This window comes from Streptomyces sp. NPDC088124 (assembly GCF_040685895.1).
In the GTDB taxonomy this organism is placed as follows: domain Bacteria; phylum Actinomycetota; class Actinomycetes; order Streptomycetales; family Streptomycetaceae; genus Streptomyces.
The window spans coordinates 1-16,815 of sequence record NZ_JBFBJB010000101.1; the positions used below are offsets into that span (position 1 = coordinate 1).

Genomic DNA, 16,815 nt, shown 5'->3' on the forward strand with positions numbered 1-16,815 from the left:
GGCGGCGGGGGCGGGTTCCCCCCGCCCCCCCCGGCGGGCACCCGCAGGCCCCGGCGGGGGGCCGACCGGCAGAGACCGGTCGGCCCCGGCCGGTGGTCGGTGGCGGTCCTCAGTCGACCTCGGCCACCGCCTGGGCGAACTGCGCCTGGTAGAGACGGGCGTAGGCGCCCTCGGCGGCCAGCAGCTCGTCGTGGGTGCCCTGCTCGACGATGCTGCCCTGCTCCATGACGAGGATGACGTCCGCGTCGCGGATGGTGGAGAGGCGGTGCGCGATGACGAAGCTGGTCCTGCCGTGGGCCAGGCGCGCCATGGCCTTCTGGATCAGCACCTCCGTACGCGTGTCGACCGAGCTGGTCGCCTCGTCCAGCACCAGGATCACCGGATCCGACAGGAACGCGCGGGCGATGGTGATGAGCTGCTTCTCGCCCGCGCTGACGCCCGAGCCCTCGTCGTCGATGACCGTGTCGTAGCCGTCCGCCAGGGTCCGTACGAACCGGTCCGCGTGCGCCGCCCTGGCCGCCTCCTCGATCTCCTCCCGGGACACCTCGCGGGCCGCCCCGTACGCGATGTTCTCCGCTATCGTCCCGCCGAACAGCCAGGTGTCCTGCAGCACCATGCCGATCCCGGACCGCAGCTCCTCCCGCGACATCCGCGCCACATCGACGCCGTCGAGGAGGATCCGGCCGCCGGTCACCTCGTAGAACCGCATCAGCAGATTGACCAGGGTGGTCTTGCCGGCGCCCGTCGGGCCCACGATCGCCACCGTCTGGCCCGGCTCCACGGCCAGCGACAGATCCTCGATCAGCGGCTTGTCCGTCTCGTACCGGAACGACACGCCCTCCAGTACCACCTGGCCGCGCACCTCGCGCAGCCGCTCCACGGCCGGCGCGTCCGCCTCCTGCTCCTCCGCGTCGAGCAGCTCGAAGATCCGCTCCGCCGACGCGACCCCGGACTGCACGAGGTTGGCCATCGAGGCGACCTGGGTCAGCGGCATCGAGAACTGCCGGGAGTACTGGATGAACGCCTGGACATCGCCGATCGACAGGGTGCCGGAGGCGACCCGCAGCCCGCCGACCACCGCGACCAGCACATAGTTGAGGTTGGAGATGAAGAGCATCAGCGGCTGCATGATCCCGCTGTTGAACTGCGCCTTGAACCCGGCCTCGTACAGCTGGTCGTTCTGCTCGCGGAACGTTTCAGCGGACTCGTCCGCCCGCCCGAAGACCTTCACCAGCGAGTGACCGGTGTACATCTCCTCGATGTGGGCGTTGAGCGAGCCGGTGACCTTCCACTGCTGGACGAACTGCGGCTGCGACCGCTTGCCGACCTTCGCGGCGACGAACACCGACAGCGGCACCGTCACCAGCGCGACCAGCGCCAGCAGCGGAGAGATCCAGAACATCATCACCAGGACGCCGACGATCGTCAGCAGGGAGTTGATGAGCTGGCCCATCGTCTGCTGCAGGGTCTGCGAGATGTTGTCCACGTCGTTCGTCGCCCGGCTGAGGACCTCGCCGCGCGGCTGCTGGTCGAAGTAGGAGAGCGGCAGCCGCGACAGCTTCGCCTGTATCTCCTCGCGCATCCGGTACACCGTGTTGTTGATGACACGGATGGAGAGCCGGCTCGACACCAGCATCAGCAGCCCGGCGCCGACGTACACGGCCAGCGCCATCAGCAGTACGGTGCCGACCGCGCCGAAGTCGATGCCGTGCCCGGGAGTGAAGTCCACCCCGGAGAGCAGGTCCGCGAGCCCGTCGTCACCCTTGGCCCGCAGGCCCTCGATGGTCTGCTCCTTGGTGACGCCTCCCGGGGTCTGCCGGCCGATCACCCCCGCGAAGATCAGGTTGGTGGCCTCCCCGAGGATCTTCGGCCCCCACACCGAGAGCCCGACGCTGAGCACGCCGGCCCCGACCATCCACCACAGGGTGGTCTTCTCGACCGACAGCCGCCGCAGCAGCCGCCTGCTCGACCCCTTGAAGTCCATGGACCGCTGCGTCGACGCGGCACCGGCCATCATCATGCGTCCGCCCGGACCGCTCATCAGGCCGCCTCCGCCTCGGTCAGCTGGGAGAGCACGATCTCCCGGTATGTCTCGTTCTCCGCCATCAGCTCGTGATGGCGGCCCTCGCCCACGACCCGCCCCTCGTCCAGGACCAGGATCCGGTCGGCGTCCCGGATGGTGGAGACCCGCTGGGCGACTATCAGTACGGTGGCCTCCGCGGTCTCCCGCGCCAGCGCGGCCCGCAGCGCCGCGTCCGTCGCGTAGTCCAGCGCCGAGAAGGAGTCGTCGAAGAGATAGATCTCCGGTCGCCGCACCAGCGTCCGCGCGATGGAGAGCCGCTGCCGCTGCCCGCCGGAGACATTGGTGCCGCCCTGCGCGATGGGCGCGTTCAGCCCGCCCTCCAGCGAGGCGACGAACTCCCTGGCCTGCGCCACCTCCAGCGCGTGCCACAGCTCCTCGTCGGTCGCGTCCGGGTTGCCGTACCGCAGGTTCGACGCGACCGTCCCGGAGAACAGATACGGCTTCTGCGGCACCAGGCTCACCGTCCTCGCCAGCAGGGCGGGGTCCAGACCGCGTACGTCGGAGCCGTCCACCAGCACTTCCCCGCCGGTCGTGTCGAACAGCCGGGGGACGAGCCCGAGCAGCGTCGACTTCCCGCTGCCCGTCGACCCGATGACCGCGGTCGTCTCGCCGGGCAGCGCGGTCAGCGAGACCTCCCGCAGTACGGGCTCCTCCGCACCCGGGAAGCGGAACTCGGCATTCCGGATCTCCAGGTGGCCGTGGCGGCGCAGTTCCCGTACCGGATTCTCGGGCGGCACGACGCTCGACCGGGTGTCCAGCACCTCCTCGATGCGCTCGGCGCACACCTCGGCGCGCGGCACCATCATGAACATGAAGGTGGCCATCATGACGGCCATCACGATCTGCATCAGATAGGCGAGGAACGCGGTCAGCGCCCCGATCTGCATCCCGCCGCTCTCGATCCGGTGCGCGCCGAACCAGACGACGGCGATCGACGACAGGTTCACCACCGTCATCACGGTCGGGAACATCAGCGCCATCAGCCGGCCGGTCGACAGCGCCACATCGGTCAGCTCGGTGTTGGCACCCTTGAAGCGCCCCTTCTCGTAGTCGTCCCGGACGAACGCCCTGATCACCCGGTTGCCGGTGATCTGCTCACGCAGCACCCGGTTGACCGTGTCCAGCCGCGTCTGCATCGTGCGGAACAGCGGCCGCATCCGCCTGACGATCAGGCTGACGGAGATCCCGAGCACCGGCACCACCGCGAGCAGCACCGACGACAGCGGTACGTCCTGGCCGAGGGCCATGACGATGCCGCCCACGCACATGATGGGCGCGGACACCATCAGCGTGAACGACATCAGCACCAGCATCTGTACCTGCTGGACGTCGTTGGTGGTACGGGTGATCAGCGACGGGGCGCCGAAGTGCGCGACCTCACGGGCGGAGAAGCTCTGCACCCGCCCGAAGACGGCGGCCCGCACGTCCCGGCCGAGCGCGGAGGCGGTCTGCGCGCCGTAGTACACGGCGCCGACGTTGCAGATCACCTGGACCATGCTGACGGCGATCATGAGGCCGCCGAACCGCAGGATGTAGCCGGAGTCACCCGTCACCACACCGTTGTCGATGATGTCGGCGTTGAGGGTCGGCAGGTAGAGCGTGGCGATCGTCTGCAGCAGCTGCAGCACCACCAGCAGGGCTATGGGTCTTTTGTACGGGGCGAGATGGGCTCGCAGAAGTCGTAGCAGCACGCGGGGTCTCTCGGGTTCGGCTCGGATTCGGCTGGGCCGAACGGCTCGGGCCGGTCGGCGGAAGATCAGGGGATCCCGACCCTCCATCTTGCGGCACACCCCCCGCGGAACCCCAAGGATTTAAGTCCAAGGACCGGTCAAGAACGCCCCGCGCCCCGGCGCCGTACGAGCCAACACGCAGCCCGCGGGCGCCTCCGCGCGCCCGCGTCGACGCATCGACGCTCGGCCCACAGGACCGCCTCACCGAGGCTCAGACCCCGAGCGGCCCCTGCCCGAGCACTCCGGGCCCGAACGCCCCCGGGTGGACCTGCTCCCGCGTCGCCCGGTACTGCTGCCGGACGGCCGCCCCCACTGCCGTGTCGTCGCCCGGCTCGAAGACCTGCGCGGCCGCGCCCTGCCAGGCCGGCGGATGCTGCGGCGAGTGCGTCCCCTGCGCGACCCCGAGCGCCCAGGCCGCCTGCCGCGCCGCGCCCAGCGCCGCGTAGTCCGCCGGCTGCGGCACGACGACCTGCGCGCCGAAGACCGACGGCGCCAGGACCTGTACGGCGGGCAACTCGGCGGCGGCGCCCAGCAGGAACACCCGGCGCACCTCCACCCCGCGCCCGCGCAGCACGTCCATCGCGTCGGCGAGCGAGCAGAGCATCCCCTCGAACGCCGCCCGCGCGAGATGCTCCGGCTTCATCGACTCGCGCCGCAGCCCGGTCAGCGTGCCCGCCGTGTGCGGGAGCTGCGGGGTCCGCTCACCCTCCAGGTACGGCAGGAACACCAGCCCCGAGGAGCCCGGCGTGGACTTCAGCGCCAGCGCGGACAGCTCACCCAGATCGGCCGTCCCCAGCAGCTCCGCCGTACCGCGCAGCGCTCTGACCGCGTTCAGCGTGTGGACCACCGGCAGATGCATGCCCGTGGCGTCCGCGAAGGAGGTGATCAGCCCGGACGGGTCGGCCGCCGCCTCGTGGTGCACGGCCATCACCGAACCCGAGGCGCCCAGCGACACCACCGCGTCCCCGATCCCCACCCCGAGGCCGAAGGCCGCGGCCATCGTCTCCCCGGTCCCCGCGGAGATCAGCAGCCCCTCCGGAGTGGTCCCCGCCGCGTCCGCGGGACCGAGCACGTCCGGCAGCGCCGCCTGGTGCCCGAGCGCCAGCTCCACCAGATCCGGCCGGTACGCGCCCGTACGGGCCGACCAGTAGCCGGTCCCCGACGCCGCGCCCCGGTCGGTCGTCCGGCGCGCGGGACGCCCCAGCAGCTGCCAGACCAGCCAGTCGTGCGGCTGGAGCACCAGCGCGGTGCGGTGCGCCGCGTCCGGCTCGGTCCGCGCCATCCAGCGCAGCTTCGCCACGAGCCGGCTCGACTGCGGTACGGACCCGACGGCGTCGGCCCATGCCTGCCGCCCGCCCAGCGCGTCGATCAGATCGGCGGCGGCGACCTGCGCGCGCTTGTCGTTGCCGATGAGCGCGGCCCGTACGGGGTTGCCCTGCCGGTCCAGCGCCACCATCCCGTCCTGCTGCGCCGAGACGCCGATGGCCTGAACGCCCTCCAGGAGCCCGCCGGAGGCCGCCTCCCCGAGGGACAGCAGCCACACCTGAGGGTCGACCTCGGTGGCTTTGGGCTCGACCGGATGGTGCGCGTACCCCTGGCGCAGTACGGCACCTGTATCCGCGTCGCAGACGACGACGCGTGTGAACCCGGACGAACTGTCCAACCCGGCGACTATTCCCATGACACCCGATTCTGCCGCACGCGCGCCATGAACAGCGCGGCCGGGACGATCAGGTATTGCTGGTTCCCCAGTCGTCGAGACCGTTCTGGCTCCGTTCCCGCAGCGAGCGGACGCGCTGGGCGACGGAGTCGGGCAGCTTGTCCCCGAGCCGGTCCCCGACGACGCTGTTCACGGAGTGGTACGCCCGTCCCGCCACCTCACGGCCGGTGTGCGCGGCCGACTCGGCGGCGTTGCGCACCGCCGGGTTCTGCGAGACCTGCCGCGCGGATTTCTTGATCTGCTCGTAACGCTCGCGCCCCGCCCTGGTTCCGAGGACGTATCCGCAAGCGAGTCCGGCGATGAACGTGAGGCGGTACCGCATGGCTGCCAGCCTTCCTTGGTGTCGGCGTCCCGTCCGCCGGTGTCGGACCGTCGGTCTGTGTCCTCCGCCTACCCCGTCCCGGGCCGGGATCACCCGAGGTGACCCGGGTGGATACCGATTGGCGGAGCACCCCCCTGCTTGCGCTAATGTATGTGTCGCAGCGAACGCGCGCCGCCCGGGAGGACCGCGGTAGGTACGTTCGGTGCACACGCAGCAATCCCCTGTAGCTCAATTGGCAGAGCAGCCGGCTGTTAACCGGCAGGTTACTGGTTCGAGTCCAGTCGGGGGAGCGCGATCCCCTGTAGCTCAATTGGCAGAGCATTCGGCTGTTAACCGGAGGGTTGCTGGTTCGAGTCCAGCCGGGGGAGCGGGAAAGACGGAAGGGACCCCTCTGGGGTCCTTTTTCGTTGTGCCACCCCGCGCCCACCTGCCCCGCACCCCCATCGCCCACCCCGCCCAACGGCCTTGGTACGCCGCCTCGGTGTCCCTCGTACGGCTGTACCCGCGCGTTCATGGAACCAGGCGGCGCGTGGAGCAGTCCTCATGGTCAAGTGATGCCGACCATCCGGAGCAGGAGATCGTATGAGCGGCTATGCTGCGGCACAACGGCGCGCACAAATGTGCGCGACGCACCGTTAGGGGCGGTAGCTCAGCCGGTTAGAGCAGCGGACTCATAATCCGTCGGCCGTGGGTTCGAGTCCCACTCGCCCCACCGTATAAATCCTTCTGACCTGCGAAAACGCCCCTGGAGGGGTGGTTTCGCGCGCGGCGGTCGCCTCACATCGGTGAAGTGAGGCGGCGTGCCCCTGGTTCGCCTCGCCTTTCCCGGCCTCTTGGCCTGGGGTTTTAGGCGGAGTGGATCCTGGGGCCCACGGCGATGATCCCACGGCGACCCCACGGCTCCTTCGTGTGACACGCCGCACATCCCGCCGAATATCCGAGCCCTGGTCGACGTTCCGTCGGCCCCTGCCCGACCGTCCAGGAGGGCCGGGCAGGGCTTGCACGCGTGCCGTCCGCTCGGCCGCGGCTCCCGCTCCCGGAAACCCGCGTTGTTATCTGCTGTCGTGACCTCTGTTCATGCTGTGTTCGGTTTGTTCTTCCAAACTCGCGCTCGCCCCCCAAGAGTTCGACGAGAGGCTTACCGTGAAGGACAGGAACAGCGAAGACCCCGAGCGTTCGACCATCTCGCGGCGCCGGCTGGTCAAGTACGCGGGTGTCGGGGCGACGCTGGCAGCCGCGAGCCCGCTGGCGGGCGGCGCTACGGCGTGGGCGCGGGACGAGGGCGACCAGAAGCAGGGCAAGCCCGGTGACTCACGGGGCCGGGTGTGGCGTGCCGGTGACCACCATGTGCACTCGGAGTACAGCGGCGAGTTCGACACGAAGACGACCCCGCCGACGTTCCACAAGGGTGCCGACGCCGTCTACCCGATCGTCACCAATGCGATCATGGCCAAGAACTTCGGTCTCACCTGGGTGATGTGCACCGATCACGGTGGGCCGACCCACTCCAAGGTGAACCTTGAGCAGGCATACCCCGACCTCCTGCGCTCCCGGGTGCTGGTGCCCGAGGTGCTCCAGTTCTGGGGGATGGAGTTCGACGCCCCGGCGCTGGACCACCACACCTTGATGATCCCTCACCACAGTGACGAGGCGCAGCAGCTCTTCGAGCTGGAGAGCCGGTTCGCCAAGCACGACGCCTTTCCCGCCGATCGTGGCCGTGACACCGAGGCCAAGATGATCGAGTTCCTGAAGGCCGCGAAGGACATGCGGCGCAAGCCGCTGGTGATCGCCCACCACGCCTCGCGGTCGGCGACCGGTCTCGGTGTCTACGGGCAGGACACCCCGCGCGAGTTCCGCAACGGCAACAACGTCGCGCCGGAGATCTACGTCGGCTTCGAGGGGGCCCCCGGTCACCAGGCCGGACCCCTGAACGGAGGCGCGCGTGGTGGCTACGGGAACTACCCGACCCACGGCGGCTTCGACCAGATGACGGCCCGCGTGGGCGGACTCTGGGACTCGCTGCTCGGTGAGGGCCGTCGCTGGTGGATCACCGCGACCTCGGACTCGCATGTGCACTGGACGCGTGGCGGCTCCGACTTCTGGCCGGGCGAGTACAGCAAGACGCATGTCCTGGCGAGGCAGGACTACGCGGACATCATGGACGGGCTCCGCAACGGCCGGGTCTGGGTCGGGACCGGCGATCTGGTCACCAGCCTCGATCTCACGGCGAGCAACAGCGGCAGCGAGGCTGCCATGGGGGAGACCCTCACCGTGGGCCGCCGCAACCGTAAGGACGTCGAGATCGAGATCCGGTTCCGTCCGCTGGAGGGCAAGAACGGCAACGGCGACCGTCCGGAGGTCCAGCGAGTGGACCTGATCGTCGGTCAGGTCACCGGACCGAGCGCCAGCCTCGACACGGACACCAATCCGACCACCAAGGTGGTGGGGCGGTTCGGGCCGCGTGACTGGCGCAGGCAGGGCAAGGAGTACGTCATCAAGCACACCCTGCGCGACGTGGAGAGCGACCTCTACGCCCGGGTCCGCGGCACGAGCACCGATGAGGCCGAACCGCTCGCGGACGGTCTGGAGAGCCCGTGGGACGACCTGTGGTTCTACTCGAACCCGGTCTTCGTCGAGGTCCGCTAGTGCGGTGAGGGGCACTGGCTCCCTGAGCGCCATGCTCATCACTGGATGTCTCACCACCGGATGTCTCGTCATCTGAGCACGTGAGACCGAGCGGTTCAGCCGGCAGATCCGGCCGGCTGAACCGCTCCCGATCGAAACGTGCATCATGATCGAACGCTTGAGCCCACCGATCAGCTCCGGAGGTTCCGTGCCCCTGCAGATGAAGTTGACCGCGATCACACTCGACTGTCCTGATCCGCTGGCTTTGGCCGCGTTCTATCAGCAGGCCACCGGCCTCGGACTCCATCCCGAGTCGGACGCCGACTTCGCCGGTCTCAACCGCGAGAACGGACTCTTCCTCGGCTTTCAACGAGTCGACGACTACCGGGCCCCGACCTGGCCCGACCAGACCGTGCCCCAGCAACTCCACATCTGCTTCTCGGTCGAGGATTTCGACCAGGCCGAGGGCCTGCTGCTGGAGCTGGGCGCGGGCAAGCCGGATCACCAGCCGGACGAGGACAGGTGGCAGGTCTTCACCGATCCGGCCGGGCATCCCTTCTGCCTGGTCAGAGATCGGAAGAGGTGAACGGCCCGCCCGTTGATGTCACCTGATGACATCGGTCTGGTGGCAACTCTGCCTTTCGCCCGGTTCTTCGATGCCCATCTCTACCCGACCACGCACCCGGACGCGGCGGAGGCCGCCCACCGAGCGCGGCCGTGAGCCGCGAAGCCGCTTTTTTACCTGGGGCAGGAGACCCCGTAGGCGTCGCCGCCCTCAGCTCGTCGTGTTTGAGGTAGGCGAATCCGGCGTCGGTCAGGACCGCGCGTGTGTACCGCCGGTTGGACGGGTCGGGCTCGCGACCGACGAGGCCGCGCTTCTCCAGGCGGCTGATCATGTGGGACAGCCGGGACAGTTCCGCGTTGACCAGGACGGCGAGTTCGCTCATCCGCATACGGCCTTCGGGCTGGTCGGACAGGCCTGCCAGAACGTAGTACTCGATGAAGCTGAGCTGCGCGTCGCCCTGAAGCTGCACCTCCAGCGCGTCGGGCAGCCGGTGGAAGAGTTTCATGACCCCGCGCCACGCCACCAGTTGGTCTGCCGTGAGCCAGCGCGGCTCGGCCTCCTCGGGCTCTCTTCGGGGGGACATGGGCACAGAGTACAAGCGCCGTTCCGGCGTGGCTCGAAAGGTGTGCCCATGTCAGGCGGTTCACCTTCTCCGGTGGGGAAGCCGCCCTCGTGCGTGACCCGGGTGGGAGATCAGGCGCGGCGCGCGGCCCAGACGGTGCGTTCGGTGCGTACGGAGAGGTCGTTGCGGCGCAGGAGGCTGTGCGGGCTGTCGGTGTCGAGGAGTTCGTCGAGCGCGGCGAGGTCCTCGGGGGCGAGTTGCGCCGCGGCGGCGCTGCCGCGGAAGCGCTGGAGACTGCCGTGGGCGTAGCGGCCGATCGCGTCGTTGCCCTCGCCCTCGATGTGCACGGTGAGGGTGCGTTCGCCTTCGACGGCGAATCCGGCGGTGGTGAGCATCGGTCCCCAGTCGGCTCCGCGGTGGGGCAGGTGTTCCGCGTGGAGCCGGTCGGCCGCGGTGTGGCAGCGTTCTTCGAGGCCGGGCCTGTTCTCGGGGGCGTTCCCGGGCAGGAAGCGGGGAAGGCCCGACAGCTCGACGACGGCGAACAGGCCGCCGGGTGCGAGTAGGTCGTGGACGCCGCGCAGGACCCGGCCGGGGTCGGTCATGTGGTGCATCGAGGCCGACGCCCACACCAGGTCCGGTGTGCCGAGGTCGGGCCATGCGGCGGCGTCGAGGTCGGCCCGCACGGCGCGCACGTGGTCCTGGGTGCCGCGGGCGCAGGCCTTCTCGCGCAGGAGCTGGAGGTGTCCGGCCGAGGTGTCGACGGCGGTGACGTGCGCCTCGGGGAAACGGTCGAGGAGGGCGAAGGTCCCCGCCCCGGTGCCGCAGCCCAGGTCCACGATCCGGCGGGGGGCGGTCGGCAGCGGGAGCCACGCGGTGATGGAGGCCGTGTGCTCGGCCAGGATCTCGGCGTCCAGGTCGAGGATCTCCGCCTGGACGCCGTCGTCGTACTCGTGCTCGTGCACTTGGTGGTGCTGGTGCTTGTGGTCGTGCGCGTGGGGAGCGTGCTGAGGCGTTTGGGTCATAGCGGCACCGTAGGGCGGCCATGCGTGTGCGGCACGACGTCTTTCCGTAAGCGCAAGAAAATGGGCCGATTCGCTGCCTGACATGCAAGATCGCGCGGTCAGTCGCTGTCGCCTCCCGCGCCGGGGTCGGGGCCGTCCTTCCGGTGCCCGCGGCGGGCGTCGCGGTCGAAGATGCCCAGGATCTCGCACGGGCCGCCTTCGGCGCCGATGGCGTGCGGCATCATCGTGGGGAACTCGGCGGCCTGGTTGGTCTCGACGCGGAAGCGGCGGTGGCCGAGCATGAGGACGGCGGTGCCGGACAGGACGACGAGCCATTCGCGGCCGGGGTGGGCGCGCATACGGGCGGGGTTGTCCGGGGGCGGTTCGGTCATCCGCTGGCGCACGACCGTCATACCGGGATCACCCTTGACGGGCCAGCGCATCCGGCCTCGGGCGCCGTCGATCATCGGGCTGATGACCACGTCGTCGGCGGCCGTCTCGACGAGTTGGTCGAGAGTGGTGTCCAGGGCGCGGGCAAGGATGACGAGCTGGTCCAGGGCGAGGCGGCGCTGACCGTTCTCGATCCGGCTCAGCGAGGACTGGCTGAGGTTCGCGCGCGTGGCCAGCTCCTCCAGGGACCAGCCCTGCGCCACCCGCAGCGCGCGGATCCGCTTGCGTACGAGGCTGTCCAGCTCTCCATCTTCTTGCTTCATGGGCATTATCGTATGCCTGTGACGCACGGGGTGCCGGTATGTTCAGGGTGCACCCACGAGACGGTCCAGTGAGGGCGCCAGAACCGGGGCGAGCGCGGCGGCGTACGCCTCCGAGAGGTGGCTGTCGTCGCGGTAGACGGCGGTGTCGGCGACGACCACCGGGCAGATTCCGGTGCGGGGCGCGCAGAGCCAGGGGGTGGGGTCGATGACGGTGGTGGCCGTGGTGGACGCGGCGGCGCGCAGAGCGGTACCGCGGATCGCGTCGGGGGTCGTGTCCGGCACGTGGTTCGCGCAGGCGCGTAGGCGCAGGGAGTTCCCGGCGGCGCAGTCGATCGGGTCGCCCTTGGGCCACGGGGTGTCGAGCAGGGCGGCGACGCGGGCGCCGGAGTCCCCCAGGCCGCGGAAGGTGTGCGCGAAGCCGGTGGTCCACTGGCGGAGCGGGTCGGCGGCGGGCCGGGCAGGGTCTCCCGCGTCCGAGGAGGAGACGACGACGAGGTCGGGACGGAGCGCCTTGATCCTCGCCATGGCGTTGGCGCGCCAGGTGTCGCAGGCGGTGTACGGCGCGTGGCCGCTGACGATGGTCACGTCGGCGACCTTGCAGGAGGCCTTCGTCAGCGAGACCAGCTTCCAGCCGCGCGCGGTCGCGATCCGTTGCAGGGCCGGGAACCACTGGGCCGCGTGGGAGTCGCCGAAGAGGACGACCGTACGGGAGGACGTGCGGTCGCCGTAGACGCAGGGCCGGGTGGCGGTCGCGGCGCGGTCGGCGTGGCAGCCGTCCCGGTAGACCGCGGAGCGGGCGGACCGTACCTCCGGCAGGGGCGGGGCGAGGTTGCTCGGCAGGGCGGTGGGGGACGACGCCAGGAGTTCGGTGAGACGCGCCCGCGGGGCCGGCGCGTCGGAGAGGGCCCGCGCCAGCGCGGGCGCCGGGCCGCCCACCTCGATCGTCGGCGGGACCGCCGTCGCCGTCAGGGACAGCGCCGAGGCGCCGGCCGTCAGCGCGGTGCCGAGAACCAGGGCGCGGCGGGGGCGCCTGCGGAAGGCCCGGTGGAAGCGGACCGGGTTCTCGACGAGGCGCAGGGTCAGCCACGCCAGGCCCAGCGCCGCCGCGGACAGCCCGAGCGCGAGGGGCACGCCGGCCGTACCGTCGGCGCGGCCCAGCGCCGCCGGGGCTATGACCAGCAGCGGCCAGTGCCACAGGTACCAGCCGTACGAGAGTCCGCCGGGCCACACCAGCGGTCGCCGCCCCAGCAGCCATCCCGCGCCGTGCCGGGCGGGCGCGCAGCCGCCGGCCAGGACGAGCGCGGTACCGGCGACCGGCAGCAGGGCGTGGTAGCCGGGGAAGGGCGTCGTGTCGTCGTACCGGAGCGCCGCCAGGGTGACGCAGGCCAGGCCGAGCCAGGTCAGCGGGGCGGCGACGGCGGCGGGCAGCCGTTCCAGCCGGCTGCTGCCCAGCGCCAGGAGCGCGCCGGCGCCGAGCTCCCAGGCCCGGGTGAGGGAGCTGAAGTACGCCCAGGGCGCCGAGGAGCCCGTCACGAGGACGCCCGCCGCGAAGGACCCCACGCACACCACTCCGAGCGGCACCGCGACCAGTCGGCGCCGGCCGCGGGCGACCCGCCAGGTGAGCAGCAGGAGCAGCGGCCACACCAGATAGAACTGCTCCTCCACGGCGAGCGACCAGAAGTGCTGGAACGGCGACGGCGGGCTGTTCTGGGCGAGATAGTCCGTACCGGCCGCCGCCAGCCGGAAGTTGACCACGTACAGCGCGCCGGCGAGGGCGTCGCCCGCGTACTCGGCGAGCCGCGCCGTCGACAGGAACAGCCAGGCGCAGCCCAGCGTGACGACGGTGACCAGGGACGACACGGGAAGCAGCCGCAGCGCCCGGCGGGCGTAGAAGGAACGCACCGACACCCGGCCGGTGGTGGCGAGTTCGCGCAGCAGCAGCGACGTGATGAGGAAGCCGGAGATCACGAAGAAGACGTCGACCCCCACGTAACCGCCGCTGAGCCGGGACACACCGGCGTGGGAGAGCACCACGAGCCCGACGGCCACCGCGCGCAGCCCCTGGATGTCGAGCCGCGGGGCATGGCCCTTGGGCGGTGCGGAGCTGCCGCTCGCGGGGACGGTACGCAGAGCGGTGGACGTGATGCTCGACACCAGGTGACTCCTCGGGCGGCTGACTGCTTCGGCCAAGGAGAGCAGTCCGGCCGCCGTGCGCGTTCCGCCGAAGGCGCCCAACTGCGCCTCGGCCACGAAGGTTCCACCGCGCGCAACCATCGGTTCACCTCCATGCGGCCCGGAGTGCCCGAGCCGCGTGCGGCTGCCTGCCGGGCATGCGCGACCATGACCGGAATGGAGACTCGTTTCGTCGGTATCCCCGATCTGGCCGAAGCCCCGTCCGCCCCGTCCGTCGCGGTCGTGGTCGACGTCATGCGTGCCTTCACCGTGGCGGCCTGGGCCTTCGGCCGGCGGGCGGAGAAGATCGTTCTCGCCGGGTCGCTGGACGAAGCCCTGGAGCTCAAGGCCCGCCACCCGGACTGGGTGGCGCTCAAGGACGGTCCGGCCGCGCCCGGGTTCGACGCCGTCAACTCGCCCGGCCTGCTGCGCTCCGCCGACCTCGATGGACGGACCGTGGTGCAGAAGACCACGGCGGGGACGGTCGGCGCCCTCGCGGTCAGGGACGCGTCGCTGGTGCTGTGTGCCGGCTTCGTGGTGGCGGAGGCGACGGCTCGGCTCCTGCGGACGCGCGGGGGTGACAGCGTCACGTTCGTGGTCACCGGCGACGACGGGCGGGCCGACGAAGATCTGGCGTGTGCCGAGTACATCGCCCGGAGGGCCACCGAGGCCGGGACGGATGCCGGTGGGTTCCTCCGCCGCGCCGCAGAGTCGCGCGCCGCCGCCGAACTGGCGGAGGGGATACGGCAAGGGGTCCACCCTGATGACGTCGCGCTCTGCCTTGAGGTCGACCGGTTTCCCTTTGCCATGGTGGCGGCCCGGGAGGGCTCGCTCATGGTCCTGCGTCCCCGCGCGGTGCCCGCACCGGCCGGCGCGGACCCGGTCTGATCGCCGGGCGGCCCCGACGGTGGGACGAGCGGTCACGCGACGAGCAGGAGCACGCTGACGGCCAGCATCACCACGGCGGTGGCCCCGTGGATGCCGTAGGCGGCCGCCTTGGGCCCGTTGCTGCGCAGCACGATCAGCGCGTCGCCGACGGGTATGCCGGTGGCGGCCAGCATGAACCAGCCCAGCAAGTGGGGCGTCGCTCCGGCCAGCAGGATGAAGACGAAGAGGCCCGAGGCTATGTCGCGCACGGCCTTGACGGACAGCCAGGCCTGGAAGTTCCGGTCCTCGGTCGGCGTGTCGGGGATGCCGAAGCCCGCCGCGGCCCGCGGCGCCCAGAAGGCGCGGGCGCCGATGAAGATGATGCCCGCGCCGATCAGTCCGGCGAGCACGGTGGCGACGTTGGTGAGCATGGGGCGCTTCCCCTCTTGGTGGCAGCGCCATGATGACTGGCGGCGCTAGCAGAGGTAGCGACGATAGCTCTAGCTTCGGCAAGATGTCTAGCGCTGCTAGGGCGCCGCCGTCGTCGGCCGATCGTCACCGCAGCACGCGAACTCGCGGACGCCGAAGGCCGGGAGGCGGTGACGACGCGGCGGCCGGCTGAACGCGTCGAGTACAGTCGACGCGGCTGACGCGGCTGACGCGGCTGACGCGCCCGACGCGGGACGCCCTCAGCGGCCGAGTGCCTTGCTCAGCTGGGCCTTGGTCATGGTCGAGCGGCCCTTGATGTCGCGCTGACGTCTCGATTCTCGTTACGGCAGCAGGCACGGGCGATCGCGCTCGCCGGCGCAGGGCCGAACGGCTCAGCGCCGGCCACAAGAAAGGGCGGCGGAGAGTCTCCGCCGCCCTGTGCCTACCCGTCGCCGTCCATGCCCGAGTCGCAGGGAGAGGCGGCTCTACCGCGTGACGAAGGCGATCCTGCCCGGCGCTGCTCGCCGGCACGGCGTTGATCGCCTTCGCGGAGTCCGTCGTCGGCATCGGCTTCTTCGTCCCGGGCGGGGCCGCGCTGCTGTTCGCCTCGGCCACCGTCGACTCCGTCCCCGAGTTCCTGCTCCTGTGGGCGGTGGTCACGGGCGGCGCCCTGGTGGGCAATGTGGGCAGCTTCGCGCTCGGCCGCCGTCTGGGGCCGTCGCTGCGGGAGGCGAAACCCGTCAGGAAACGGGGCGCCGAGGGCTGGGACCGGGCCTCGGGACTCATTCGGAAACACGGCCGCTGGGCCGTGTTCGTCGGCAGGCTCATACCGTTCGGGCTCGTGCAGAGCGTCGTGCCCTCCGTGGCCGGCGCCGCGGGCATGTCCTACCGCACGTTCCTGCCCCCGATCGCCGGCGGCGCGGCCTGCTCGATGGCGCTGCCGCTGCTGGTCGGCGTGGGGGTCGCCGCCGGGGTGCAGAGCGCCGGCGACGTAGGTGTCCTCGTCGCCGCGGGCCTGCTGCTCGTACTCGTCCCGGTTCTCCTGGTCCGCAGGCGCCGCCGCGGGCGTTGACCGCCGTCCGGATGCGTAGCCGGACGCGTCGGATCGCGCAGGCGAAGGTGAGTAGGCGTACTCAGGTGGCCGCCGCTCCGTACCGCAATTGTTGAAGCCAACACCACTACGGTTTACAGGAGTTCGAGATGGCCCCCGCCCAGCGTTCCCTCCCCGAGATGTTCCGCCACTACCTGCTGAACCCGGCGGCCCTGGCCTATCTGGCGCTGGTGACCGCCGTCGGGCTCTGGATAGCCGTGGACACCCTGTTCATCGAGCACGCGGACGCCAGCCTCGCCGGGGTGTGGGCGTTCTTCGTCACGGCTCCGACCTCGCTGCTGTTCGTGACGGTTCCCGACCCGCTGGCCTGGTTCGGCATCCCCTTCGGCGCCGTCGTCCAGGCGGTCGCGCTCGGCGCCCTGTACCGCTGGGTCACCGGCCGGCCGCAGCGCAGAGCCGGTACCAGCGCCGCCTGACCGGGCGGTTGACGGCCCGGTCGGCCCGGTCGGCCCGACGCGCGCAGCGTTCGGCGACGGGTCCGGAAGAACAATCGATCTTATGTCTCAGGGGTGGGGAAGAGTTGCGCACGAACAGACGACGAGCCGGTGCGGTCCTCGTGGCCGCGGCGCTCACGGCAGGGCTGACGTCCGGCGCCGCATCGGGTACGGCGACCGCCGTCGGCGCGGGGGAGACGGACAGCGCCGAGGTGTCCGGGCCGAAGACGCGGCCGGCGCGGGGAGCGGGGCCCGTGGTCACGCTGATCACCGGCGATCAGGTGCACACGGACGCCGGGGGCCGGGTGACCCGGGTGCGGGGCGCCGAGGGCCGCGAGGGCGTCCGGATGTCCGTCAGGCGCGTCGGGAAGGACACCTATGCCGTGCCGTCCGACGCGGCGAAGCTGGTCGCCGAGGGCAGGCTGGACCGGCGGCTGTTCAATGTGACGGGGCTGATCAGGGACAAGTACGACGACGCGCA

14 protein-coding genes, 3 tRNA genes and 1 pseudogene are annotated in these 16,815 nt (G+C 70.9%); 9 read left to right on the plus strand and 9 right to left on the minus strand.

From position 1 onward, the window contains the following. Positions 1–109 precede the first annotated feature (109 nt). The 4 genes from AB0P17_RS42015 to AB0P17_RS42030 all read right to left on the minus strand — a co-directional run bounded on the left by AB0P17_RS42015 (position 110) and on the right by AB0P17_RS42030 (position 5,855). Entirely contained in the window at positions 110–2,041 is a 1,932-nt protein-coding gene (locus AB0P17_RS42015) for an ABC transporter ATP-binding protein (RefSeq protein ID WP_365820203.1), read from the minus strand. Further along, positions 2,041–3,774 (minus strand): ABC transporter ATP-binding protein, encoded by a 1,734-nt coding sequence (locus AB0P17_RS42020; RefSeq protein ID WP_365820205.1) that lies wholly within the window; start codon positions 3,772–3,774, stop codon positions 2,041–2,043. Before AB0P17_RS42020 ends, AB0P17_RS42015 begins: the two co-directional genes overlap by 1 nt. A 250-nt stretch (positions 3,775–4,024) precedes the next feature. Continuing rightward, on the minus strand, positions 4,025–5,494 hold the full coding sequence (locus AB0P17_RS42025; RefSeq protein WP_365820207.1) for an FGGY family carbohydrate kinase: 1,470 nt from the start codon (positions 5,492–5,494) through the stop codon (positions 4,025–4,027). Positions 5,495–5,543: 49 nt separating this feature from the next. Further along, positions 5,544–5,855: a YtxH domain-containing protein gene (locus tag AB0P17_RS42030; RefSeq protein ID WP_365820209.1), complete on the minus strand. Its 312-nt coding sequence runs from the start codon at positions 5,853–5,855 to the stop codon at positions 5,544–5,546. A 217-nt stretch (positions 5,856–6,072) separates the two neighbouring features. On the opposite strand from AB0P17_RS42030, the gene AB0P17_RS42035 reads away from it, so the two are divergent. The 5 genes from AB0P17_RS42035 to AB0P17_RS42055 all read left to right on the plus strand — a co-directional run bounded on the left by AB0P17_RS42035 (position 6,073) and on the right by AB0P17_RS42055 (position 9,066). Beyond that, a tRNA-Asn gene (locus tag AB0P17_RS42035) sits at positions 6,073–6,145 on the plus strand. Positions 6,146–6,150: 5 nt separating this feature from the next. Beyond that, positions 6,151–6,223, plus strand: a tRNA-Asn gene (locus AB0P17_RS42040). Between the two features lie 270 nt (positions 6,224–6,493). Further along, positions 6,494–6,567 (plus strand) — tRNA-Ile (locus AB0P17_RS42045). A 431-nt stretch (positions 6,568–6,998) separates the two neighbouring features. Continuing rightward, on the plus strand, positions 6,999–8,501 hold the full coding sequence (locus AB0P17_RS42050) for a phosphoesterase (RefSeq protein ID WP_365820211.1): 1,503 nt from the start codon (positions 6,999–7,001) through the stop codon (positions 8,499–8,501). A 187-nt stretch (positions 8,502–8,688) separates the two neighbouring features. Then, the gene (locus AB0P17_RS42055) at positions 8,689–9,066 is read left to right on the plus strand and encodes a VOC family protein (protein WP_365820213.1); all 378 of its coding nucleotides are present in this window, start codon (positions 8,689–8,691) and stop codon (positions 9,064–9,066) included. Here AB0P17_RS42055 and AB0P17_RS42060 read toward each other — a convergent pair. From AB0P17_RS42060 to AB0P17_RS42075, 4 genes are all read right to left on the minus strand, one after another. Next, a complete protein-coding gene (locus AB0P17_RS42060) occupies positions 9,047–9,628 on the minus strand; it encodes a MarR family transcriptional regulator (RefSeq protein WP_365820215.1) in 582 nt (193 codons plus the stop codon). The genes AB0P17_RS42055 and AB0P17_RS42060 overlap by 20 nt on opposite strands. Positions 9,629–9,738: 110 nt before the next feature. After that, a complete protein-coding gene (locus AB0P17_RS42065) occupies positions 9,739–10,629 on the minus strand; it encodes a methyltransferase (RefSeq protein WP_365820217.1) in 891 nt (296 codons plus the stop codon). Positions 10,630–10,727: 98 nt separating this feature from the next. After that, positions 10,728–11,321 carry an XRE family transcriptional regulator gene (locus AB0P17_RS42070; protein WP_365820219.1) on the minus strand — a complete coding sequence of 198 codons (594 nt, stop codon included), beginning with the start codon at positions 11,319–11,321 and terminating at the stop codon, positions 10,728–10,730. A gap of 42 nt (positions 11,322–11,363) precedes the next feature. Further along, positions 11,364–13,595 (minus strand): acyltransferase family protein, encoded by a 2,232-nt coding sequence (locus AB0P17_RS42075; protein WP_365820221.1) that lies wholly within the window; start codon positions 13,593–13,595, stop codon positions 11,364–11,366. A gap of 75 nt (positions 13,596–13,670) precedes the next feature. Between AB0P17_RS42075 and AB0P17_RS42080 the strand changes: the two genes are divergently transcribed. Further along, entirely contained in the window at positions 13,671–14,381 is a 711-nt protein-coding gene (locus AB0P17_RS42080) for a 2-phosphosulfolactate phosphatase (RefSeq protein ID WP_365820223.1), read from the plus strand. Between the two features lie 32 nt (positions 14,382–14,413). On the opposite strand, the gene AB0P17_RS42085 is transcribed toward AB0P17_RS42080, so the two are convergent. Beyond that, the gene (locus AB0P17_RS42085; protein ID WP_365820225.1) at positions 14,414–14,791 is read right to left on the minus strand and encodes a DUF4267 domain-containing protein; all 378 of its coding nucleotides are present in this window, start codon (positions 14,789–14,791) and stop codon (positions 14,414–14,416) included. 533 nt (positions 14,792–15,324) lie between these two features. On the opposite strand from AB0P17_RS42085, the gene AB0P17_RS42090 reads away from it, so the two are divergent. From AB0P17_RS42090 to AB0P17_RS42100, 3 genes and pseudogenes are all read left to right on the plus strand, one after another. Continuing rightward, positions 15,325–15,861, plus strand: a complete 537-nt coding sequence (locus tag AB0P17_RS42090) for a VTT domain-containing protein (protein WP_365820227.1) — start codon at positions 15,325–15,327, stop codon at positions 15,859–15,861. A 128-nt stretch (positions 15,862–15,989) separates the two neighbouring features. Then, a complete protein-coding gene (locus AB0P17_RS42095) occupies positions 15,990–16,316 on the plus strand; it encodes a hypothetical protein (protein WP_365820229.1) in 327 nt (108 codons plus the stop codon). A gap of 104 nt (positions 16,317–16,420) precedes the next feature. After that, a pseudogene (locus AB0P17_RS42100) lies at positions 16,421–16,815 on the plus strand (1,4-dihydropyridine esterase); the annotation flags it as partial.

Excerpts from the sequence above, each read along its gene's own strand:
- AB0P17_RS42060 (WP_365820215.1), bottom strand. The coding sequence starts at position 9,628 with ATGTCCCCCCGAAGAGAGCCCGAGGAGGCCGAGCCGCGCTGGCTCACG.
- AB0P17_RS42095 (WP_365820229.1), top strand. The coding sequence starts at position 15,990 with ATGGCCCCCGCCCAGCGTTCCCTCCCCGAGATGTTCCGCCACTACCTG.
- AB0P17_RS42030 (WP_365820209.1), bottom strand. The coding sequence starts at position 5,855 with ATGCGGTACCGCCTCACGTTCATCGCCGGACTCGCTTGCGGATACGTC.
- AB0P17_RS42085 (WP_365820225.1), bottom strand. The coding sequence starts at position 14,791 with ATGCTCACCAACGTCGCCACCGTGCTCGCCGGACTGATCGGCGCGGGC.
- AB0P17_RS42075 (WP_365820221.1), bottom strand. The coding sequence starts at position 13,595 with ATGGTTGCGCGCGGTGGAACCTTCGTGGCCGAGGCGCAGTTGGGCGCC.
- AB0P17_RS42070 (WP_365820219.1), bottom strand. The coding sequence starts at position 11,321 with ATGAAGCAAGAAGATGGAGAGCTGGACAGCCTCGTACGCAAGCGGATC.
- AB0P17_RS42025 (WP_365820207.1), bottom strand. The coding sequence starts at position 5,494 with ATGGGAATAGTCGCCGGGTTGGACAGTTCGTCCGGGTTCACACGCGTC.
- AB0P17_RS42080 (WP_365820223.1), top strand. The coding sequence starts at position 13,671 with ATGGAGACTCGTTTCGTCGGTATCCCCGATCTGGCCGAAGCCCCGTCC.
- AB0P17_RS42015 (WP_365820203.1), bottom strand. The coding sequence starts at position 2,041 with ATGAGCGGTCCGGGCGGACGCATGATGATGGCCGGTGCCGCGTCGACG.
- AB0P17_RS42065 (WP_365820217.1), bottom strand. The coding sequence starts at position 10,629 with ATGACCCAAACGCCTCAGCACGCTCCCCACGCGCACGACCACAAGCAC.